22 protein-coding genes and 1 tRNA gene are annotated in these 17,033 nt (G+C 70.4%); 17 read left to right on the forward strand and 6 right to left on the reverse strand.

The annotated features are described in order from the left end of the window. Positions 1-237: 237 nt before the first annotated feature. Positions 238-669: an HNH endonuclease gene (locus GKS42_RS07865; RefSeq protein WP_154793322.1), complete on the forward strand. Its 432-nt coding sequence runs from the start codon at positions 238-240 to the stop codon at positions 667-669. Further along, the gene (locus GKS42_RS07870; RefSeq protein ID WP_154793323.1) at positions 666-1,106 is read left to right on the forward strand and encodes a hypothetical protein; all 441 of its coding nucleotides are present in this window, start codon (positions 666-668) and stop codon (positions 1,104-1,106) included. Before GKS42_RS07865 ends, GKS42_RS07870 begins: the two co-directional genes overlap by 4 nt. A 72-nt stretch (positions 1,107-1,178) precedes the next feature. On the opposite strand, the gene pip is transcribed toward GKS42_RS07870, so the two are convergent. Beyond that, positions 1,179-2,165, reverse strand: a complete 987-nt coding sequence (pip, locus tag GKS42_RS07875; protein WP_154793324.1) for a prolyl aminopeptidase — start codon at positions 2,163-2,165, stop codon at positions 1,179-1,181. A gap of 70 nt (positions 2,166-2,235) precedes the next feature. On the opposite strand from pip, the gene GKS42_RS07880 reads away from it, so the two are divergent. After that, positions 2,236-3,180 carry an ATP-grasp domain-containing protein gene (locus GKS42_RS07880; RefSeq protein ID WP_154793325.1) on the forward strand — a complete coding sequence of 315 codons (945 nt, stop codon included), beginning with the start codon at positions 2,236-2,238 and terminating at the stop codon, positions 3,178-3,180. Positions 3,181-3,194: 14 nt separating this feature from the next. Here the strand turns inward: GKS42_RS07880 and GKS42_RS07885 are convergent, their stop codons facing one another. Beyond that, positions 3,195-3,890, reverse strand: a complete 696-nt coding sequence (locus tag GKS42_RS07885; RefSeq protein WP_154793326.1) for a M23 family metallopeptidase — start codon at positions 3,888-3,890, stop codon at positions 3,195-3,197. 108 nt (positions 3,891-3,998) lie between these two features. Here GKS42_RS07885 and GKS42_RS07890 point away from each other — a divergent pair, with 108 nt between their 5' ends. Further along, a complete protein-coding gene (locus GKS42_RS07890; RefSeq protein ID WP_154793327.1) occupies positions 3,999-4,484 on the forward strand; it encodes a DUF1269 domain-containing protein in 486 nt (161 codons plus the stop codon). Between the two features lie 120 nt (positions 4,485-4,604). Here GKS42_RS07890 and GKS42_RS07895 read toward each other — a convergent pair. Both GKS42_RS07895 and orn read right to left on the reverse strand, forming a co-directional pair. Beyond that, positions 4,605-4,680, reverse strand: a tRNA-His gene (locus GKS42_RS07895). 91 nt (positions 4,681-4,771) lie between these two features. Further along, complete coding sequence (gene orn, locus GKS42_RS07900) at positions 4,772-5,425, reverse strand: oligoribonuclease (RefSeq protein ID WP_210769332.1); 654 nt, start codon at positions 5,423-5,425, stop codon at positions 4,772-4,774. 158 nt (positions 5,426-5,583) lie between these two features. Here orn and GKS42_RS07905 point away from each other — a divergent pair, with 158 nt between their 5' ends. Next, positions 5,584-6,159: a TIGR03086 family metal-binding protein gene (locus tag GKS42_RS07905; protein ID WP_154793328.1), complete on the forward strand. Its 576-nt coding sequence runs from the start codon at positions 5,584-5,586 to the stop codon at positions 6,157-6,159. Positions 6,160-6,309: 150 nt separating this feature from the next. Here the strand turns inward: GKS42_RS07905 and GKS42_RS07910 are convergent, their stop codons facing one another. Beyond that, on the reverse strand, positions 6,310-6,522 hold the full coding sequence (locus GKS42_RS07910) for a hypothetical protein (protein WP_154793329.1): 213 nt from the start codon (positions 6,520-6,522) through the stop codon (positions 6,310-6,312). 169 nt (positions 6,523-6,691) lie between these two features. Between GKS42_RS07910 and GKS42_RS07915 the strand changes: the two genes are divergently transcribed. From GKS42_RS07915 to GKS42_RS07955, 9 genes are all read left to right on the forward strand, one after another. Continuing rightward, positions 6,692-7,240, forward strand: a complete 549-nt coding sequence (locus tag GKS42_RS07915) for a DUF1697 domain-containing protein (protein ID WP_154793330.1) — start codon at positions 6,692-6,694, stop codon at positions 7,238-7,240. Between the two features lie 68 nt (positions 7,241-7,308). Further along, positions 7,309-7,677 carry a VOC family protein gene (locus GKS42_RS07920; RefSeq protein WP_154793331.1) on the forward strand — a complete coding sequence of 123 codons (369 nt, stop codon included), beginning with the start codon at positions 7,309-7,311 and terminating at the stop codon, positions 7,675-7,677. Positions 7,678-7,800: 123 nt separating this feature from the next. Next, complete coding sequence (locus GKS42_RS07925) at positions 7,801-8,427, forward strand: TetR/AcrR family transcriptional regulator (protein WP_154793332.1); 627 nt, start codon at positions 7,801-7,803, stop codon at positions 8,425-8,427. Next, positions 8,420-9,469, forward strand: coding sequence for a glycoside hydrolase family 113 protein (locus tag GKS42_RS07930; RefSeq protein WP_154793333.1), 1,050 nt, complete (start codon positions 8,420-8,422; stop codon positions 9,467-9,469). Before GKS42_RS07925 ends, GKS42_RS07930 begins: the two co-directional genes overlap by 8 nt. After that, positions 9,466-10,320, forward strand: coding sequence for a CPBP family intramembrane glutamic endopeptidase (locus tag GKS42_RS07935; RefSeq protein ID WP_154793334.1), 855 nt, complete (start codon positions 9,466-9,468; stop codon positions 10,318-10,320). Before GKS42_RS07930 ends, GKS42_RS07935 begins: the two co-directional genes overlap by 4 nt. 83 nt (positions 10,321-10,403) lie before the next feature. Further along, positions 10,404-11,411: a TroA family protein gene (locus GKS42_RS07940; RefSeq protein WP_154793335.1), complete on the forward strand. Its 1,008-nt coding sequence runs from the start codon at positions 10,404-10,406 to the stop codon at positions 11,409-11,411. After that, positions 11,408-12,442, forward strand: coding sequence for a FecCD family ABC transporter permease (locus GKS42_RS07945; RefSeq protein WP_154793336.1), 1,035 nt, complete (start codon positions 11,408-11,410; stop codon positions 12,440-12,442). The genes GKS42_RS07940 and GKS42_RS07945 overlap by 4 nt, the downstream gene beginning before the upstream one ends. Beyond that, positions 12,439-13,482, forward strand: coding sequence for a FecCD family ABC transporter permease (locus GKS42_RS07950; protein WP_154793337.1), 1,044 nt, complete (start codon positions 12,439-12,441; stop codon positions 13,480-13,482). Before GKS42_RS07945 ends, GKS42_RS07950 begins: the two co-directional genes overlap by 4 nt. Continuing rightward, positions 13,479-14,288 carry an ABC transporter ATP-binding protein gene (locus GKS42_RS07955; protein WP_154793338.1) on the forward strand — a complete coding sequence of 270 codons (810 nt, stop codon included), beginning with the start codon at positions 13,479-13,481 and terminating at the stop codon, positions 14,286-14,288. Before GKS42_RS07950 ends, GKS42_RS07955 begins: the two co-directional genes overlap by 4 nt. Before the next feature lie 67 nt (positions 14,289-14,355). Here the strand turns inward: GKS42_RS07955 and GKS42_RS07960 are convergent, their stop codons facing one another. Beyond that, the gene (locus GKS42_RS07960) at positions 14,356-14,844 is read right to left on the reverse strand and encodes a DUF5946 family protein (protein WP_154793339.1); all 489 of its coding nucleotides are present in this window, start codon (positions 14,842-14,844) and stop codon (positions 14,356-14,358) included. Between the two features lie 129 nt (positions 14,845-14,973). Between GKS42_RS07960 and GKS42_RS07965 the strand changes: the two genes are divergently transcribed. The 3 genes from GKS42_RS07965 (at position 14,974) to GKS42_RS07975 (ending at position 17,012) form a co-directional block, all read left to right on the forward strand. Next, positions 14,974-16,062: an ATP-binding protein gene (locus GKS42_RS07965; RefSeq protein ID WP_232847970.1), complete on the forward strand. Its 1,089-nt coding sequence runs from the start codon at positions 14,974-14,976 to the stop codon at positions 16,060-16,062. A gap of 162 nt (positions 16,063-16,224) precedes the next feature. Further along, positions 16,225-16,608, forward strand: coding sequence for an SHOCT domain-containing protein (locus GKS42_RS07970; protein ID WP_232847971.1), 384 nt, complete (start codon positions 16,225-16,227; stop codon positions 16,606-16,608). Between the two features lie 29 nt (positions 16,609-16,637). Next, complete coding sequence (locus tag GKS42_RS07975; protein WP_154793342.1) at positions 16,638-17,012, forward strand: DUF1801 domain-containing protein; 375 nt, start codon at positions 16,638-16,640, stop codon at positions 17,010-17,012. Positions 17,013-17,033 lie beyond the last annotated feature (21 nt).

Here is a 17,033-nt window from a genome sequence, read left to right on the forward strand (position 1 = left end):
ATCCTCTGAATCACTGGGTTCTGGGTTCGAGTCCCAGGGGGTGTACCACGAGAGGGCCTCTGACCAGCGTAAACGCGGTCAGGGGCCCTTCCTCATGCCCGGCTCCGGCCCGGGCCGGCGGCCTTCGGCGGCGTCGCCGCATCCGTTCTGGCGGCGGGCGTTCACGCAAAACCCCTTGATCGCACACCCGGCGTGGCGTAGGAACGTGATCGGGGACCGACGAGGAGAGTGGTGCTTATGGCGATCGCCGTGCTGAACCCGCCCGACGACAAGGTCCTGCACATCGTGCCCCTGCGCAAGGCGATCGCACTGCTGCGCCGCAACGTCGTGGAGATCGTCGAGGTCGAGGACGGCTCCACCTTCGGCCCCTACGTGGTGCCTCGTGTGCTGCGCCTGACCCGCGCCGTCTCGATCGTGCACCAGCTCGAGGGCCGCCGTCCGGTCTTCTCCAAGGCCGGCGTGCTCCGCCGTGACCGGTTCACCTGCGCCTACTGCGGTCGGTCGGCCACGACCGTCGACCACGTCGTGCCCCGCGCCCGCGGCGGCCGGTCCTCCTGGCTGAACCTGGTCGCGGCCTGCCGCCCGTGCAACCAGGCGAAGGCGGACAAGTCGCTGCGTGACTGCGACATGCGGCTGCAGTTCCTGCCCTACGAGCCGGACTGGGTGTGACCGAGACCGTCACGGGTACCTGGTTCGTGGTGCGCACCAGCCTGCCGTTCTGGCGCCACCGGCGCGATCCTCGGATCAGTTACCTGTCACTGCCGGACGGGCGGGTGCTGGATGCCGTGAGGTATACGCGCCGTGGCCGGGAACGGTGGGTCCTGGGCATCGATCTGCCGGTCCCGGGCGGCGGCTACCGTTGGCGGGGACTCGGCTCGTTGACTCGGCTGACCAGCAGCATGTGGCGCGTGGTGCACGCCGAGGAGGACTGGGCCGTCACGTACTTCGCCCGGACCCTCTTCACCCCCGCCGGGGTGGACGTGTACGCGCGGGGCCCGACCCTCGGGTCCCGCGCGGAGCGCTCCGCACTTGCACAGATCGCGGCGGACCCCAGCGCGGCGGAGCACCTGGACGAGTTGTTCGCACCGGCGCACGGCGGGGCCTGATCCCACCGAGCCCGAGCGGTGACCTCCGGGAGGCGGACCGGACAGCCGCTGCCGAGCCACCGCCGTCGGGCCTCACCGCACCTGCAGCGCCGCCATCTTGTCCGTGGCGGCGACCAGTGCGCGGGCGATGCCGGGCTCGGTCGAGGCGTGCCCGGCGTCCGGCACCATGACGAACTCGGCCTGCGGCCAGGCCCGGTGCAGGTCCCAGGCGGTCGTGGCCGGGGTGCAGGCGTCGTAGCGGCCCTGGACGATCACGCCGGGGATGTCCGCCAGGGCCGCGGCGCCCTCGATGAGCTGGCCCTCGGTGAACCAGCCCCTGTTCACGAAGTAGTGGTTCTCGATCCGCGCGAACGCGAGCGCGAACTCCGGCTGGGAGAACTTCGTGATCGAGTCGTCGTCGATGAGCAGGGACGTGGTCGCCGCCTCCCAAGTGGACCAGGCGACGGCGGCCGGGCCGTGCACGCTCGGGTCGGGGTCGTGCAACAGGCGGTGGAACGCGCCCATGCAGTCGCCCCGTTCCGGCGGCGGAACCGGCGCGACGTACCGCTCGAACCAGTCCGGGAACAGCGCGCTCGCGCCGCCCTCGTAGAACCAGTCCAGCTCGGCCTTGCGCAGCGTGAAGATGCCGCGCAGCACGAGTGAGCGGACCCGCTCGGCGTGCTTCTGTGCGTAGGCGAGGGCGAGGGTGGAGCCCCAGGACCCGCCGAACACGTGCCAGGACTCGACGTCCAGGTGCGTGCGCAGCGCCTCGATGTCGGCGACCAGGTGCCAGGTGGTGTTCGCGCTCATGTCGGCACCGGGAGAGGCGGCGTGCGGCGTGGAGCGGCCACAGCCGCGCTGGTCGAACAGGATGATCCAGTAGGCGACCGGGTCGAAGAACCGGCGCTGGTCGGGGTTGGTGGCCCCGCCCGGACCACCGTGCAGGAACACCACGGGCTGCCCGTCGGGATTGCCCGAGACCTCCCAGTAGATCTCGTGCCCGTCGCCGACGGCGAGCATGCCGCTCGCGTACGGGTCGATCGGTGGGTACAGGGGTGAGTCGTCCGAGGAGATGGCCATGGCGCCACGGTACGGCGCCGGTGCACCTGGCGTAGTCCCGCCGGCGTGAACTTCTTAGTACGGTTCAGGTGTGCCCACCACTCCACGCCTCGCGCTCGTCACGTGCGCCGAACTGCCCGACCTCGACGACGAGGATGCCCCGCTCATCCCCGCACTGGCCGAGCGCGGCGTCGCGGCCGAGTCCGTGGTCTGGGACGACCCGGCGGTGGACTGGTCGCGCTACGACCTGACCGTGATCCGGTCCGCGTGGGACTACGCCGCCCGTCGTGAGGAGTTCGTGGCGTGGGCCGGGTCCGTGCCGCGGCTGGTCAACCCGCCGAACGTGGTGCGCTGGAACTCGGACAAGCATTATCTGCAGGCGCTCGAGGACCATGGGCTGCCCGTGGTGCAGACCACCTGGCTCGAGCCGGAGCGCGGGTACGACAAGCGCGCCCTGCACAACAGGTTCCCGGCCCGCGAGGACTTCGTCATCAAGCCGGCGATCAGTTCCGGCTCCCTCGACGCCGGTCGGTACACGGCCACCGACGCTGACTCCCGCCGGTACGCCATCGAGCATGCCAAGCGGCTCCTCGGCGAGGGCCGTTCGGTGATGGTCCAGCGGTATCTGCCCGAGGTGGACTCCCACGGCGAGATCGCCCTCGTGTTCTTCCACGGCACGTATTCGCACGCGACCCGCAAGGCCGCGATGCTGACCACCGAGGAGGTGGAGGCCGAGCGTCCCCGCGAGGAGGTCATGGAGGCCTACCACGCCACCCCCGAGGAGATCGCTGCGGGACAGCAGGCCCTGGCGTTCGCCCGGGCACGGATCCCCGGCCGGTCCATCTCCAGCCGGCCGCTCGCCTACGCGCGGGTGGACCTGGTGCCCACCAACGGCAAGTCCGTGGTGATGGAGCTCGAGCTCATCGAGCCGTCGCTGTTCGCCTCGCTCGGCCGCGGCGCGCTCGACCGGTTCGCTGACTCCCTCGTCGCGGAACTGCGGATGGGACCGGACAGCAACAACATCGACCTGGCCTGATCGCGGCGGCGCCGTCAGGCGCGCGGTGCCACGATCGAGCGCTCGGCGGGCACCGCCAGTTCACGGGGTACGAAGGTTCGGCCGCGCGCGGGCATCTCCTCGAAACGCGTGAAACTGATCGGCAGGCCGCGGGCGGACAAGGGGTCGACGGCGTCCATCGCCTGTACATGGACGTGCGGCTGGGTGGAGTTGCCCGAGTTGCCGCAGTCGGCCACCTGCTCGCCCACGGTGACCCGTTGGCCGACGGCAACCCGGACGGAGCCCGACCGCAGGTGCATCAGACCGACGTACGCCCCGCCGTCGGACGTCTCGATCACGACGTGATTGCCGGCGAGGGCGATCGCACCCTGCCGGGCGCGGCTCGCCTGGCCGAGCAGGTACGGCACCAGGGCCACCGAGCGCCGGGCGTGGTGGTCGGCCTCGCCGTCGTGCACCGTGGCGACCCGGCCACCGACCGGTGCCAGGATCGGGCGCCCGAACGCGTGGAACAGCTCGGGTGGCTCGGCGGCGAGGAGCGTGCGCCAACTCGTGCTCGGCGCGGTCCGGCCGCGCTCGTCGACCCCGACGAAGTCGATCGCATACCTGGTCGCGAACAGGTTCGTACCGTGGCTCGGCACGCGTCGGGCCGGGCTGTTCTCCACTCGCCACCGGCCGTCGAACGGCAGGGCCAGGGTCACGGCCGGCGGGGTGGTGCCTGGTCCGACGGGCACGGGAACTCCTCATCCGTTCTGGGTGGTCCGGGCGAGCCGCTCTGGCGGCGGCTCCTGCGGAACGTGATACTGATCACTTCAGGTGCGACTCCGAGAGGAAACATACGCGTGACTACGTTCACCACATGGAAGTTCGATTCGGTCGACGGTGCCGATCGTGCGGCGTCCACGCTCAAGCAGGTCAAGAGCGAGGGCCTGATCAAGGTCGAGGACTACGCCGTCCTCACCTGGCCCGCCGATGCCGATCGTCCCGAGGTCAAGTACGAGAACCGTGACAACTGGCGCGCTGCCGGCTGGGGTGCGTTCTGGGGCGTGCTGTTCGGGGCGCTCTTCTTCCTGCCCCTCATCGGAGCCGCCGCGGGTGCCGCGATCTCACTGCTGAACAAGCACATGCAGGACGTCGGCATCACCCGGGAACAGCTCGACGCCATCGGCAAGCAGGTGGGCCCAGGTAGTTCCGCGCTGTTCGTCGTCACCAGCGAACGCGACCTCGACCTGGTGGCCGAACGGTTCCGCGGCCACGAGGGCACGCTCATCGCGACCAACCTGGTCGCCGGCGAGGCCGACGAGGTCCGTCAGGCGTTCGAGGGCTGAGCGCCGGCGCCGCCGTGGACGGGCGATCCCGCTCGTCTGCGGCGCCCCCGGCCGAACCGGGCGAGGCCCGAACCCTGACCGGAGCGCTTGTCCGCCCTGGGTTCGGGCCTCGTTCGTGCTTGGGGTGAGTAACGGGGCTTGAACCCGCGGCCTCCTGGACCACAACCAGGCGCTCTACCGACTGAGCTATACCCACCATGACGTCCCGCGCAGGCGCGGTCGCGATTGCCAATCATAGCGAAGTTCGGAGGGTGGTCGCGCCACCGCCGAACGCCCGACGGCGCGGGTCAGGTTGCGGAGGTCGGCGCCGCCGCGACCGTGGGCGCCGACGCGATCATCGCGGCGACCTTCCTGCTCGTGGCCGAGTCAGGCCCGGAGCCGTCGGGGAACAGCACGGCACGGTAGTACCGCAGCTCGTCGATGCTCTCGGCGATGTCCGCGAGGGCGCGATGGCCGCCGGCCTTCTTGGGTGCGTTGAAGTAGGCGCGCGGGTACCAGCGGCGGGCCAGCTCCTTGATCGAGGAGACGTCGATGATCCGGTAGTGCAGGAACTCGGTGAGTGCCGGCATGTCCCGCTCGAGGAAGCCACGGTCGGTGCCCACGGAGTTGCCCGCGAGCGGGGCCCGGGCTGATTCCGGCACGAACCGGCGGATGTAGGCCAGGACCTGCTCCTCGGCGTCGGCGAGCGTGATGCCCGAGTCGAGCTCGTCGAGCAGGCCGGACGAGGTGTGCATCTCGACGACCACCTCGTTCATGTCCACAAGCGACTCGGCCGGTGGCTTGATCACGAGGTCGAGGCCGGGGTCGAGCGCGTGCAGCTCGGAGTCGGTGACGATGACGGCGATCTCGACGAGGGCGTCCCTGGTCAGGTCGAGGCCGGTCATCTCGCAGTCGATCCAGACGATCGCGTCGGAGCCGGCGGTCTTGGCGGAATTGCTCACTGGGTCAGCCTAGTCCGAGCCTGCGACATGGTGGCAGTCGCTCACGCTCCTTAATCAACTCAAGGGTTGACAACGACTCCTGCGCGGTCTTCAATGAGGTCAACGAACTGGTTGATTACGAACCTGGTCAACGGGTGACCTAGAGGAAGGGCAACGAGATGAGCAGGGATCCCGCAGCCGAGTACCGAGAGGTCGCGGCGACATTCACAGCACGCGTGGAGGGCACCGACCCGGGCAGCTGGGGAGATCCGTCTCCGGTACCCGAATGGGTCGCCCGGGACGTGGTGGCCCACCTCATCGAGTGGCTGCCCCAGGTGCTGGGCTTCCAGGTCGCGGAGGTGCCGCCGGTGGCCGACGATCCCGTCGCCGCATGGCGTGCGCACTCGGACGGGGTCCAGGCGTTGCTCGACGATCCGGTACGCAGCCGGCGAAGCGTCAGCAATCCGAACTTCGGAGAGATGGCGGCCGCGGACGTCGTTGACCGGCTCTACACGCCGGACGTGTTCATGCACACCTGGGATCTCGCCCGGGCGACAGGTCAGGACGACCGGTTGGATCCCGATCGGTGCGCCGCCGGACTGGCGGCCGGCGAGCCGATGGAGGGGATCATGCGTTCGAGCGGCCAGTTCGGACCGCGGGTGCCGGTGCCCGACGACGCCGACGTGCAGGACCGGATGCTCGGGTTCATCGGCAGGGACCCGGCCTGGCGGGCTCCGGAGCGCCGGGCCGTGTGAGCGGCCCGGGCCCGGCGACTGCACGGCCCGGGAAACAGAGAACCCGGCGGCACCGAAGTGCCGCCGGGTTCTCCGGCCGGTCCGGACTCGATCCGTCCGGTCTGGTTTCGGGCGAGGCGACCACCACCACGCGCCCACACGGGCCGGCGTTCAGCTGGCCCTGACGTAGTCGCGGTCTGCGGGCTCGTTCGAGCCGGACAAAGAAGAAGGACGGCCGATTCTCCGGCCGCCCCGAGCGGTGATCTGGTTGCTTCGCGTGATGCGATCGAACAGTTGCTGCCTGAGCCTGCGGCGCTGTTCGACCTCGGTGCGCAGCTGTGCCTGCTCGAGGTGTTGGACGTCATAGATCGTCAACGGGTGCATGGGTGTTACCTCTCGATGCGGTGGTGGTGGGTGCCGCCCGACGGAGCGACCCCGATAGGTAACCATCGGACCGCAGCCCCGGTCACTGCTTTATTCCTGAACGAGCTCGGCGCGGGTCGGCGCGCACAGCTGCTTCCCGGTGACGGTGGACGGTCGTAGGGTCGGCGGCATGCCTTCGACGTCGTCCGAGCCCAATGCCGCGCGGTACGCGGTCCTGCTGCGCGGGGTCAACGTCGGCGGGATCAACGTCAAGATGGCCGATCTGCGCAGGGTCCTGGAGGCCGCCGGTCTCGCCGAGGTGCGCACGGTCCTGGCCAGTGGCAACGCCCTGGTCACCTCCGACCTCCCGGCCGCGCGGTTACGGCCCGAGATCGAGACCGCGCTGCGGGACGCGTTCGGCTACGAGGCCTGGGTGCAGGTGCTGCCGCTGGAACGGATCGCCGCCATCGTGGCGGACTATCCGTTCGACACCGACGAGGCCACCCACCACCCCTACGTGATGTTCTGCGCCGACGACGCCGCGCTCGGGGAGGTCGGAGCACTGGCCGCGGAGGTCGACCCCGACGTCGAGCAGGTGCGCCCCGGGGAGGGCGTCATCTACTGGGAGGCGCCGAAGGGTTCCAGCACGGACACCGCGTTCGCGAGGCTGACCTCCCGGGCGCGGTACAAGTCGGTGCTGACCACCCGTAACCTGCGGACGCTGCGGAAACTGCTCTGATCCGAGCGCGGAGCCGCGTGTCGGATTTGTTCTATCGACGCAGGCGCGGGTGCGGCATCGTGGCCGCCATGCCCGCACCAACGCTGAAGATGATCACCCTTGACTGCGCCGACGTGCGCCCGCTCGCGACCTTCTGGTCCGCCCTGCTCGAGACACAGACCCTGGTCGTCCAGGACGAGTACGCCATGCTGGCCGGTCCCGGTGCCGCCATCGGGATCGGCCGCGTCGAGAACTACCTGCCGCCCGCGTGGCCGAACCCGAACGGAAGCAAGCAGTTCCACTTCGACCTCGCCTGCGAGGACATCGCCGCCACCGAGGCGCGCTGCGTGGAACTGGGTGCGACCGTCCCCGCGGACCAGCCCGGCGAGACCTGGCGGGTGCTCCTGGACCCGGCCGGCCACCCGTTCTGCCTCACCGACGCCGCCAACTGGGGGTGACGCCCGCGTCCTGATCATGCGGCGTGGTCGGGCCGGCCGGCTCCCTGCGCTCGCGAGCAACGCCCGACCCGAGCGCGATCGTCGACCCTTGACCGTTCTGACCGATCGGCCTAATCTCGGATCATGCGGTCAGAAAGCGGTTCAACCGGTCGGTCCGGGACGTTCACCGAGGCCGCCCGCCGCGCGCAGATCATGGACGCGGCCATCGCGACGGTGAACGACGTCGGCTATCACCGGGCGTCGCTCGCGCAGATCGCTGCCCGGGCCGGGATCGCGAAGAGCATCATCAGCTACCACTTCGAGGGCAAGGAGCAGCTGCTCCTGTACGTGATCGACCAGGTGTTCACCGGTGTCGAGGAGGCCACGCGCGCGGCCGTCGCCGGCGCCGACGACCCCGCGGCCCGGCTCGCGGCGTTCGCGCGTGGCTACCTGACCTTCGTGCGGGACCACCGGGAGGAGATGATCGCGGCCGTCGAAATCGCGGTCTCGCACCGTGACGGTGACGGAGTGCCGCTGTACCTGGCCGAGAGCGACGAGGAGAACGCACTGCTCGAGGGCATGGTCGCGGAGGGGATCGCCGCGGGCCAGTTCCGCCAGGTCGACCTCACCGTCGCCCGGACCACCGTGATCCACGCCCTCGACGGCGCCCTCACCAGATCGCAGATCGATGCGGGCGTCGACCTCGACGCCTACGGCGACCAGCTGATCCCGATGCTGCTCGCGGCGCTGGGATACCGGCCGGATGGGTGAGCGTGCGTTCGGCGTGCAGGGCATCGGCTACGACGCCGGTGTCCGCTACGAACGTGACTTCGAGTCCAACCCGCACTGGACCCCCGAGCGGGCCCGTCGCGACATGCGGGCCATCCGGGACGGACTCGGCTGCGACACCGTGCTCGTGATGGCCACGGACGCCGGCCGGCTGCTGGAGACCGCCACCGTCGCCCGCGAGGAGGGCCTGGCTGTCTGGATCCAGCCGCGCGTGTTCGACGTGGACCCGGAGCGGATAGCGGAGAATCTCGAGCTCGTGGCCGAGCGGGCCGAGGCGCTGCGCCTCAGCAAGGGCGATGTGAGCCTGAACGTCGGTTGCGAACTCAGCCTGTCCGCCAACGGCTTCGTGCCGGGTGGGACGTTCATCCGACGAGGGCTCGCGCTCCCGTACGTGTCGATCGCCCTGCCACTGATCAACTGGCGGCTACGCCGCTTCCTCGCGCGACTCGTCACCGTTGCCAGGGGCCGATTCGCCGGACCGATCAGCTATGGCGCGGGGGAGTGGGAACGGCCGGACTGGTCGTTGTTCGACGCAGTCGGGCTCGATGCGTACCGGGACGCGGCGAACGCCTGGCGGTTCGCCGGCGACGTGCGCCACGCCGTCGAGCGCCACCACCGGGCCGGACGTCCGGTCCTCATGTTCGAGTTCGGCACCTGCGCCTACGTCGGTGCCGCGGAAAACGCCTCCGAGGCCGCCAATGTACTCAGAGCCGGCGCCGACGGCGGGATGCGGGTCCCGATGTCACTCGAACGGGACGAGCGCGTCCAGGCGGACTATCTCGACGAGCTGTTCGACATCTTCGGGGACGCGGGTGTGGACGGCACGTTCGTGTGGGGCTTCAGCGAGCCCGCCCTGACCCGATCCGAAGAACCCGGCCATGACCTCGACGCCGCCAGCTACGGCGTCGTCGCCCCTATCGCGGACTCGTGGCTCCCGAAGCTGGCGTTCGGCACGATCGCGCGCCGCTACGGCGGTAGCGGTCGCGCGGCGCCCACCCACACCGATGAGCGGAGATCACCATGAGTGCGCACGGCACGACCAGAACGATCGTCGAGACGCGACCCGGCGTGGTGAGTTTCCTAGCGCGGCTCGCGATCGCCGTCGGGTCCTTGGCCGGTGGCCTCCTGCTGCTGGTCGCAGTGGCGGGCGACGGCGGACCGGCCGAGTCCCGTTCCCTCGCCGTGCGGGTGGTCGGCGGTGCGATCCTCTCGGCGGCCGTCCTCGCGATCGTCGCGGTCCTCGTGCGACGCGTGGACCGCCGCGACCTCGCGTCGTTCGGGATCACCCGCCCGCGGGATGGCTGGCGAGCGTTCACGACGGGCTTCCTGGCCTGGCTCGTGCCGGCCGCAGTCGTCCTCGCGGTCATGGCGCTGACCGGGACGCCGCTGGCGCTGCATGGGTCGCCGACCCAGGTCGTCACGGCCGTGGTGTTCGTCCTCTTCGCGGTGCTGGTCAGCGAGGCGATCCCGGAGGAGGTCGTGTTCCGTGGCTACGTGACCGGGGTCCTCGGGGAGCGGCTACGAGGCTGGTGGATCATCGTGGGCCAGGCCGTCCTCTTCGCGGGGTTCGCGCTCGCGCTGCGCGGCTACACGGGCGTGGCCGACCTGTCGATGTTCGTGGCGATGGGGATCGGGCTCGGCTACCTGCGGATGATCACCGGATCGGTGTGGACGTGCATCGGCTTCCACGCGGCGTTCCAGACGGTCTCCCAACTGCTGCTCGCGCATGACGTGGTCGAGTTCGGCGGGAGCACCGGGATGGCGATGCTCGCGCTCGGAGTCGTGCCCTTCGCCGTCGGCATCACGGTGGTGGCGGTCCTGGCGCCGACGCGGCCGGCGCTCTTCCGGCGCGTCCCGAGCCGCCGCTCACGGTGACCGGTCGGGCGATTCTCAGGTCGTGGCATCAGGCAGTACGCTCTGCGGGTTAGATGTTCCTTACCTAACTTGTGGAGTGCTCCATGCGTCGTCGTGCCCGTATCACCGCAGTGCTCGTCTCCGCCGTTCTCACGGTCGCCGTCGGAGGATGCGCGGGGCAATCGGAGGCCGATTCCGAGGGCGGGTCGTCGGCGGAACCCGGCTGGACCTACGTCTCGGGTGACGGCGAGACCTACACCGCGGACGAGGTTCCGGTGCGGATCATCGCCGAGGCGTACGCCGCGAAGGTCCTCATGGAGTTCGGCATCACGCCCGTCGCGATCTGGGCGAGCTCGCCGGTCTCCGAGGACGTCGGTCTGCAGGGCGTGGACTTCACCGGCATCGAGGTGATCGGCCAGGAGTGGGGCAAGATCGACGTCGCCGCCGCTGCCGAGCTGGCACCAGACCTGATCGTCGGCGACTGGTGGCCGGTCGAGGAGGCCTACAGCGGTTTCGAGGCGGGCGTCGAGGACTCCAGCCGTCGGTTGGCCGACCTCGCTCCCGTGGTCGGGGCGAGCCAGGGTGACTCCATCGTCACCCTGATCGAAGGCTACGCCGACCTCGCCGCCTCGCTCGGTGCGGATCCCGAGGCGATCGCCCAGTCGCGCGCCACGTTCGAGGAGGCCGTGGCGGACTTCGAGGCCGCGAACGAGGAGAACCCCGGTGTGACCGCGCTCGCGATCAGCCCCTGGGACACGGACTACTCCGTCGCGGTGCCTGCCTATGCTCCCGAACTGCTCGACTTCCAGCGCTGGGGCCTGGACGTCATCGTTCCGGAGACCCCGGACCCCGACTTCCCGTACTGGGAGACGCTGAGCATGGAGACCGCGGACACCTACCAGCCGGACCTGCTCCTGTTCGACGACCGCAACCACCCCGGCAACGAGGAGATCCTCGCCGAGGCGCCGATCTCGGGTGAGATCGCCGCGTTCGCTGCCGGCCAGACCACGACGTGGCCCGCCTACTGGGTCCACACCTACGGTGACTACGCCGCCGAGCTCACCCGCCTCGCCGAGGTCATCCGGGCCACGGACTCCTCCGTCGGCGAGTGAGCGCGACGCAGGTCGCGCCACCGCCCTCGGTCGCACGACGCTCCGGTCGCGCACTCGGTCTGCTGCCGGTGGTCGTCGTCCTGCTCGCCCTCGTCCTGGTCAGCCTCGGCCTTGGCTCGCGTGACGTCGCGCCGGTCGATGTCTGGAACGCCCTGATCGGGGCGACCGACCTGGCCGATGCCACGGTGATCCGGGAGATGCGGATGCCTCGGACCCTCATCGCGATCGTGGTCGGGTCGGCACTCGCCCTCGGCGGGACGATCCTGCAGGGAGTCGCGCGCAATCCGCTCGCCGACCCCGGTGTGCTGGGCATCAATGCGGGCGCGGCGCTGGCTGTCGTGGTCGCGGCGCTCCTGCTTGGAACGATGCCGGTCAGTGGAGCGGTGTGGTTCGCGTTCGCGGGCGCAGGCGTTGCCACGGTGGTGGTGTACGCGATCGCGGCGGTCGGGCGCGAGGGGGCGACCCCGGTCAAGCTGGCCCTCGCGGGGGCCGCCGCGACGGCCCTGTGCAGCTCGTTCTCCTCGGCCATCCTGCTCGCGGATCCGGACGCGCTGAACGAGTTGCGGATGTGGCAGGTCGGCGCGCTCGCGGGGCGGTACTACCCGGTCCTGGTCCAGTTGGCCCCGTACTTCGCCATCGGCATCGTCGCTGCCCTGTTCACCGGGCGGGCCCTCAACCTGCTCTCGCTCGGCGACGACCTCGCCAGCACCCTCGGGCTGCGCATCAGCCGCACCCGCGGGGTGCTGTTCGCGATCGTGGCGGTCCTGTGCGGGGCCGCGACGGCGGCGTGTGGGCCGATCGTGTTCGTCGGCCTGATGATTCCGCACCTCGCCCGGCTCATCACCGGGAGTGACTACCGCTGGATCCTCGTCTACTCCGCGCTCCTGGGTCCGGTGCTGTTGCTCGGCTCCGACATCCTGGGCCGAGTGCTGCTGCCGACGGCGGAGGTGCCGGTTGGCGTGGTGATCGGCGTGCTCGGCGCGCCCGCCTTCGTGCTTCTGGTGCGGTTCCGCAAGATCGTGAAGATATGACGGCGGTCGTGGCTCCGGTCGCGACGGCGGCCCGTCGGTACCGTGCGGGCGCGCGTCGCCGCGTCGGCGTGGTGGTGGCGGCCCTCGGCGTGGTGGTGGCCGTGTTGTTCGTGGCCTCACTGGTGGTCGGCAGCGTCGTGGTTCCGCCCGTCGAGGCCGTCCTGGCGTCCTTCGGAGTCGGTGAGGACGCCACCGTGTTCGTGGTCCGGGAGCTCCGCCTGACCCGGGCGGGTGCCGCGGCCCTCGTGGGCATCGCGCTCGGAGTCTCCGGGACGCTGTTCCAGCGGGTACTCGGCAATCCGCTCGCCTCGCCGGACTTCCTCGGCGTCGCCGCGGGGGCGGGCACGGCCGCCGCGGCCGCGCTCGTGCTCGGCGGTGTCGCCGGTTTCACGCTGTCCGGCTACGCGCTCCTCGGGGGCCTCGCGACCGCGGCCGGTGTCTACCTGCTCGCGTGGCGCCGAGGCGTGTCCGAGTACCGGTTCATCCTCGTCGGGATCGGGGTGGCGGCGTTCGCATTGTCGGTCACCTCCTACCTCGTTGCGCGTGCCGAGTTCACCGACGCGCGTGCGGCGCTCAGCTGGCTCGTCGGCTCGGTCGGGATGGCGACCCCCGGCCTGGTGACGGTCGTCGCGGTGCTGCTGGCCGCCGTCGCCCTGGTCGGGCCGGGCCTCGCCCGGATGCTGCGCGCGCTCGAGCTCGGCGACGAGCCGGCTCGGATGCTCGGCGCCCGCGCGGAGCGAGACCGCTTCGTACTGCTGGGCGTTGCGGCCGTGCTGGTCTCGGTGGCGACGGCGGCCGTTGGCCCGGTCGCTTTCGTCGCGATGCTCGCCGGACCGATCGCGACGATCGTGCTCGGCCCGGCCAGTCGGAGCATCGTCGCCGCCGGCCTGATGGGTGCCGTCATCCTCCAGGTGGCCGACCTGGTGGCGCAGCACGCGCTGGCCTGGCCGATCTCGACAGGCGTCGTCACGGGCATCTTCGGTGCCCCCTACATCGCGTGGGTGCTGATCAGCGCCGCGCGGGAATCGAGCGGCACGTGAGCCCCGAACACCTCCTGGAGGCCAGCGCGCTGACGCTCGGCTACAACGCGACCCCGGTCGTGCGTGAGGTCGACTTGAGCGTGCCAACGGGCCGGATCACCGCGATCATCGGGGCGAACGCGTCCGGCAAGTCGACGCTCCTGCGCGGGTTCGCACGGCTCCTCGAGCCGCGCTCGGGCGTGGTCCACCTCGACGGCGAGCCGCTGCACCGAATGCGGCCGGGGGACCTGGCGCGGGTCCTCGGGATGCTGCCCCAGGCCCCGGTCGCGCCCGACGGGATCACCGTCGCCGATCTCGTCGGACGGGGCAGACACCCGCATCAGGGCTGGTTCCGGCGGTGGAGCGCCGCCGACGACGCCGCGGTCGACACCGCACTGCGCGCGACCGCCACCCTCGACCTCATCGACCGGCCGGTCGCCGAGCTCTCCGGCGGCCAGCGCCAGCGGGTCTGGATCGCGATGGCACTCGCCCAGCAGACCGACATCCTGCTGCTGGACGAGCCGACCACGTTCCTCGACATCAACCACCAGATCGAGCTGCTCGACCTGCTCGTCGACCTGAACCGGGAACGGGGCACCACGATCGTCCTGGTGCTGCACGAGTTGAACCTCGCGGCCAGGTACGCCGACCACCTCGTCGCGATGCGTGACGGGCGCGTCGTCGCGGCCGGGCCACCGGCGACCGTCGTGACGGCACAGACCGTGCGTGAGGTCTTCGACCTGCCGTGCGACGTCGTCGCCGATCCGCGCACCGGCGCGCCCATGGTGATCCCGATCGGCAGGCACGCGCCCGGCGCCACCGCCTGAGCCCCGGTGGCGTCGCACGGCCCGGTCGCTCAGGGTGAGGGCCGCCGTCGCCGGCTCGGGGCTCGGACTACGAGACGATCCCGTCGAGGTCGCCCAGCGTGTGCCGCGCCCACCGCTCGACGGCGTCGGCGTAGTCGGCCTGCGGCCCACCGATCACGTCGGTCGCCGTCATGGTCCAGCGCCTGGGCCAGTGCGGCACATGCGCGCGGTCGCCCGCAGGGGCGCGGCGGGCAACGCGGCTCGGCCCCTCGGCGAACCCACGCACCTGCCGGCGAAGGTGGTCGATCGGCGGACGGTCGCTACCGAGCATCCGCCGGACGCCGTCGCGCAGTTGTGTCACGGCTCCGCTGGTGAGCCGTGACGGGTGCTGCAACTGATACGTCGCGATCGCGAAGAAGTGTGCGAGCAGGCCCACCTCGACGTCCTCGATGCCGGGCAGCAGCCGGGCCTCGATCTCGAGGAGCTCGTGCACCCGCTCCCAGCAGTCGCGACCGGAGGGCAGGACGGCACCGCACTCGGGGCACCTCGCGGTGCGCTCGTCGATGCGTTCGCTCACATGGCGGAGTATTCCAGCCCACCGAACCGGGCCCGTGTGATCGTCCGGCCTCATCCATCCCGGGTGATTCTCCCAGGAACAGGGCGAACGTCCTGTCCGCGCCGGGGGCCATGTGCAAGGCTTCCAGGCGTGGATCTGACGATCGGTACATGGCTGGAGCGGCCCGAGGACGAGGCGCGCCTGGCCGCTGCTCGGTTCAACCGACACACGTTCTGGTGCGGCCAGAGCGGGTCGGGAAAGACGTACGCGCTCGGAGTGGTGCTCGAGCAGCTCCTGCTCAAGACCGACCTGCCGCTCCTCATCCTCGACCCCAATGCCGACTTCACCCGGCTGCACCAGACACGGCCAGGACGGGACCCGGACGCCGTTGCGGCCATCACAGGTTCGGACGTCCGGATCCTGCACTCCACGCGACCACACGGCGAGCGGCTGCACGTCAGGTTCTTCGACCTGTCCGCCGCGTCGAAGGCGGCCGTGCTCCAGCTCGACCCGATCGCGGACGCCGAGGAGTACAACGTCCTGCTGCATGTCGACGCGGACATTCAGACCTTCGCCAACGAGAGTTTCCTGGCGTCGCTGCGCGACTCGAACGATCCTGGCCAGCAGCGGCTGGCGCGGCGGATCGAGAACCTCCAGGTGCTCGAGTGGGAGCTGTGGTCACGCGGTTCGACCTCGGCGACCCAGGTCATCGACGAGCGCCCCCCGGCGACCGTGCTGGACCTGGGCGGGTTCGCGGACGTGGCCGAGCCGAAGGTCGCTGCCCTGGCCGTGCTAGAGCACCTGTGGGACACCCGTGAGTCCCGGCGTCCGGTCCTCATCGTGATCGACGAGGCGCACAACATCTGCCCGCCGGACCCGGTGACGGCCGTCGAGCGCGCGCTGACGGACCGGGTCATCCAGATCGCCGCAGAGGGCCGGAAGTTCGGCCTGTGGCTGTTCGTGTCCACCCAACGTCCCACCAAGATCCACCCGAACGTCCTGTCGCAGTGCGACAACCTCGGCCTCATGCGGATGAACGCACCGCGTGACCTGGCCGAGCTGGCCGACGTGTTCGGGTTCGTACCGGAGGAACTTCTGGCTCGGGCCGCGTCGTTCACGCAGGGCCAGGCACTGTTCGCGGGTGGCTTCATCGGTGAGCCGACCCTGGTGCAGATGGGGGAGCGGCTCACCGAGGAGGGCGGCTCGGACGTGAAGGTTCCGCTCCGACCGGAGGCGTAGCCACGCGGCTCGGCGGCCACGGGTTCACCCGGAACGGGTGGGTCCACCACGCGATCCGCCATGCCACGATCGGCCAACGGTGCGGCATCACGCACACCCGAGCGCCTCAGGGCGTGGCCGTCGTCAGTTGGTCCGTGCTTGACCGAGTTGAGGAGTCCCACAGTGTTCGAGACGATCTGGAACGTCATCGTTGTCTTCTTCTGGGCGTTCGTGTTCATCGCCGCATTGGTCACCCTGATCACGATCATCTCCGACCTGTTCCGAGACAAGAGCCTGGCAGGCTGGAAGAAGGCGATCTGGCTGATCTTCCTGGTCTTCGTGCCGCTGATCACCGCGCTCATCTACCTGATCGCTCGCGGCGACGGCATGGCCGACCGCAACGCGAAGCAGATCCAGCAGTCCCAGCGTGCCGCTGACGACTACATCCGTTCCGTCGCGGCCGCCAGCCCGACCGACGAGATCGCCAAGGCCAAGCAGCTCCTCGACTCGGGCACGATCACCGCGGAGGAGTTCAACGGCATCAAGGCCAAGGCGCTGGCCGCCTGACGGCGCACCGACGTACGTAGGATGCCGCCATGGGCAGGCGCGTCGAGGACGTCATCGACGGACTCGACGCGCCCGTCCGTGAGATCGCCGAACGGCTTCGGGACCTGGTGGCCGGGACCATCCCGGAGGTGATCGAGGAGCCGGACCCGGCGTCCGGGTTGATCGGCTACACCTTCGAGCCCGGCACCTACACGTTCCTGGTGGCCGGGATCGCACCGCACACCGCGCACGTCAACCTGATGTTCGCCAGAGGCGCCGAGCTCGCCGGCCATGACCCGGGCGGGCTCCTCGAAGGTACCGGGAGGCGGGCCCGGCACATCCGCTTCGTCTCCGCCGCAGACGTCGACAGGCCCGGAGTCCGGGACCTGCTCGCGGAGGCCGCCCGCCGAACACCTCGGCCGTGACTCGGCCGTCCGCTGGGCTCG

The sequence above is a fragment of the Occultella kanbiaonis genome (assembly GCF_009708215.1).
In the GTDB taxonomy this organism is placed as follows: domain Bacteria; phylum Actinomycetota; class Actinomycetes; order Actinomycetales; family Beutenbergiaceae; genus Occultella; species Occultella kanbiaonis.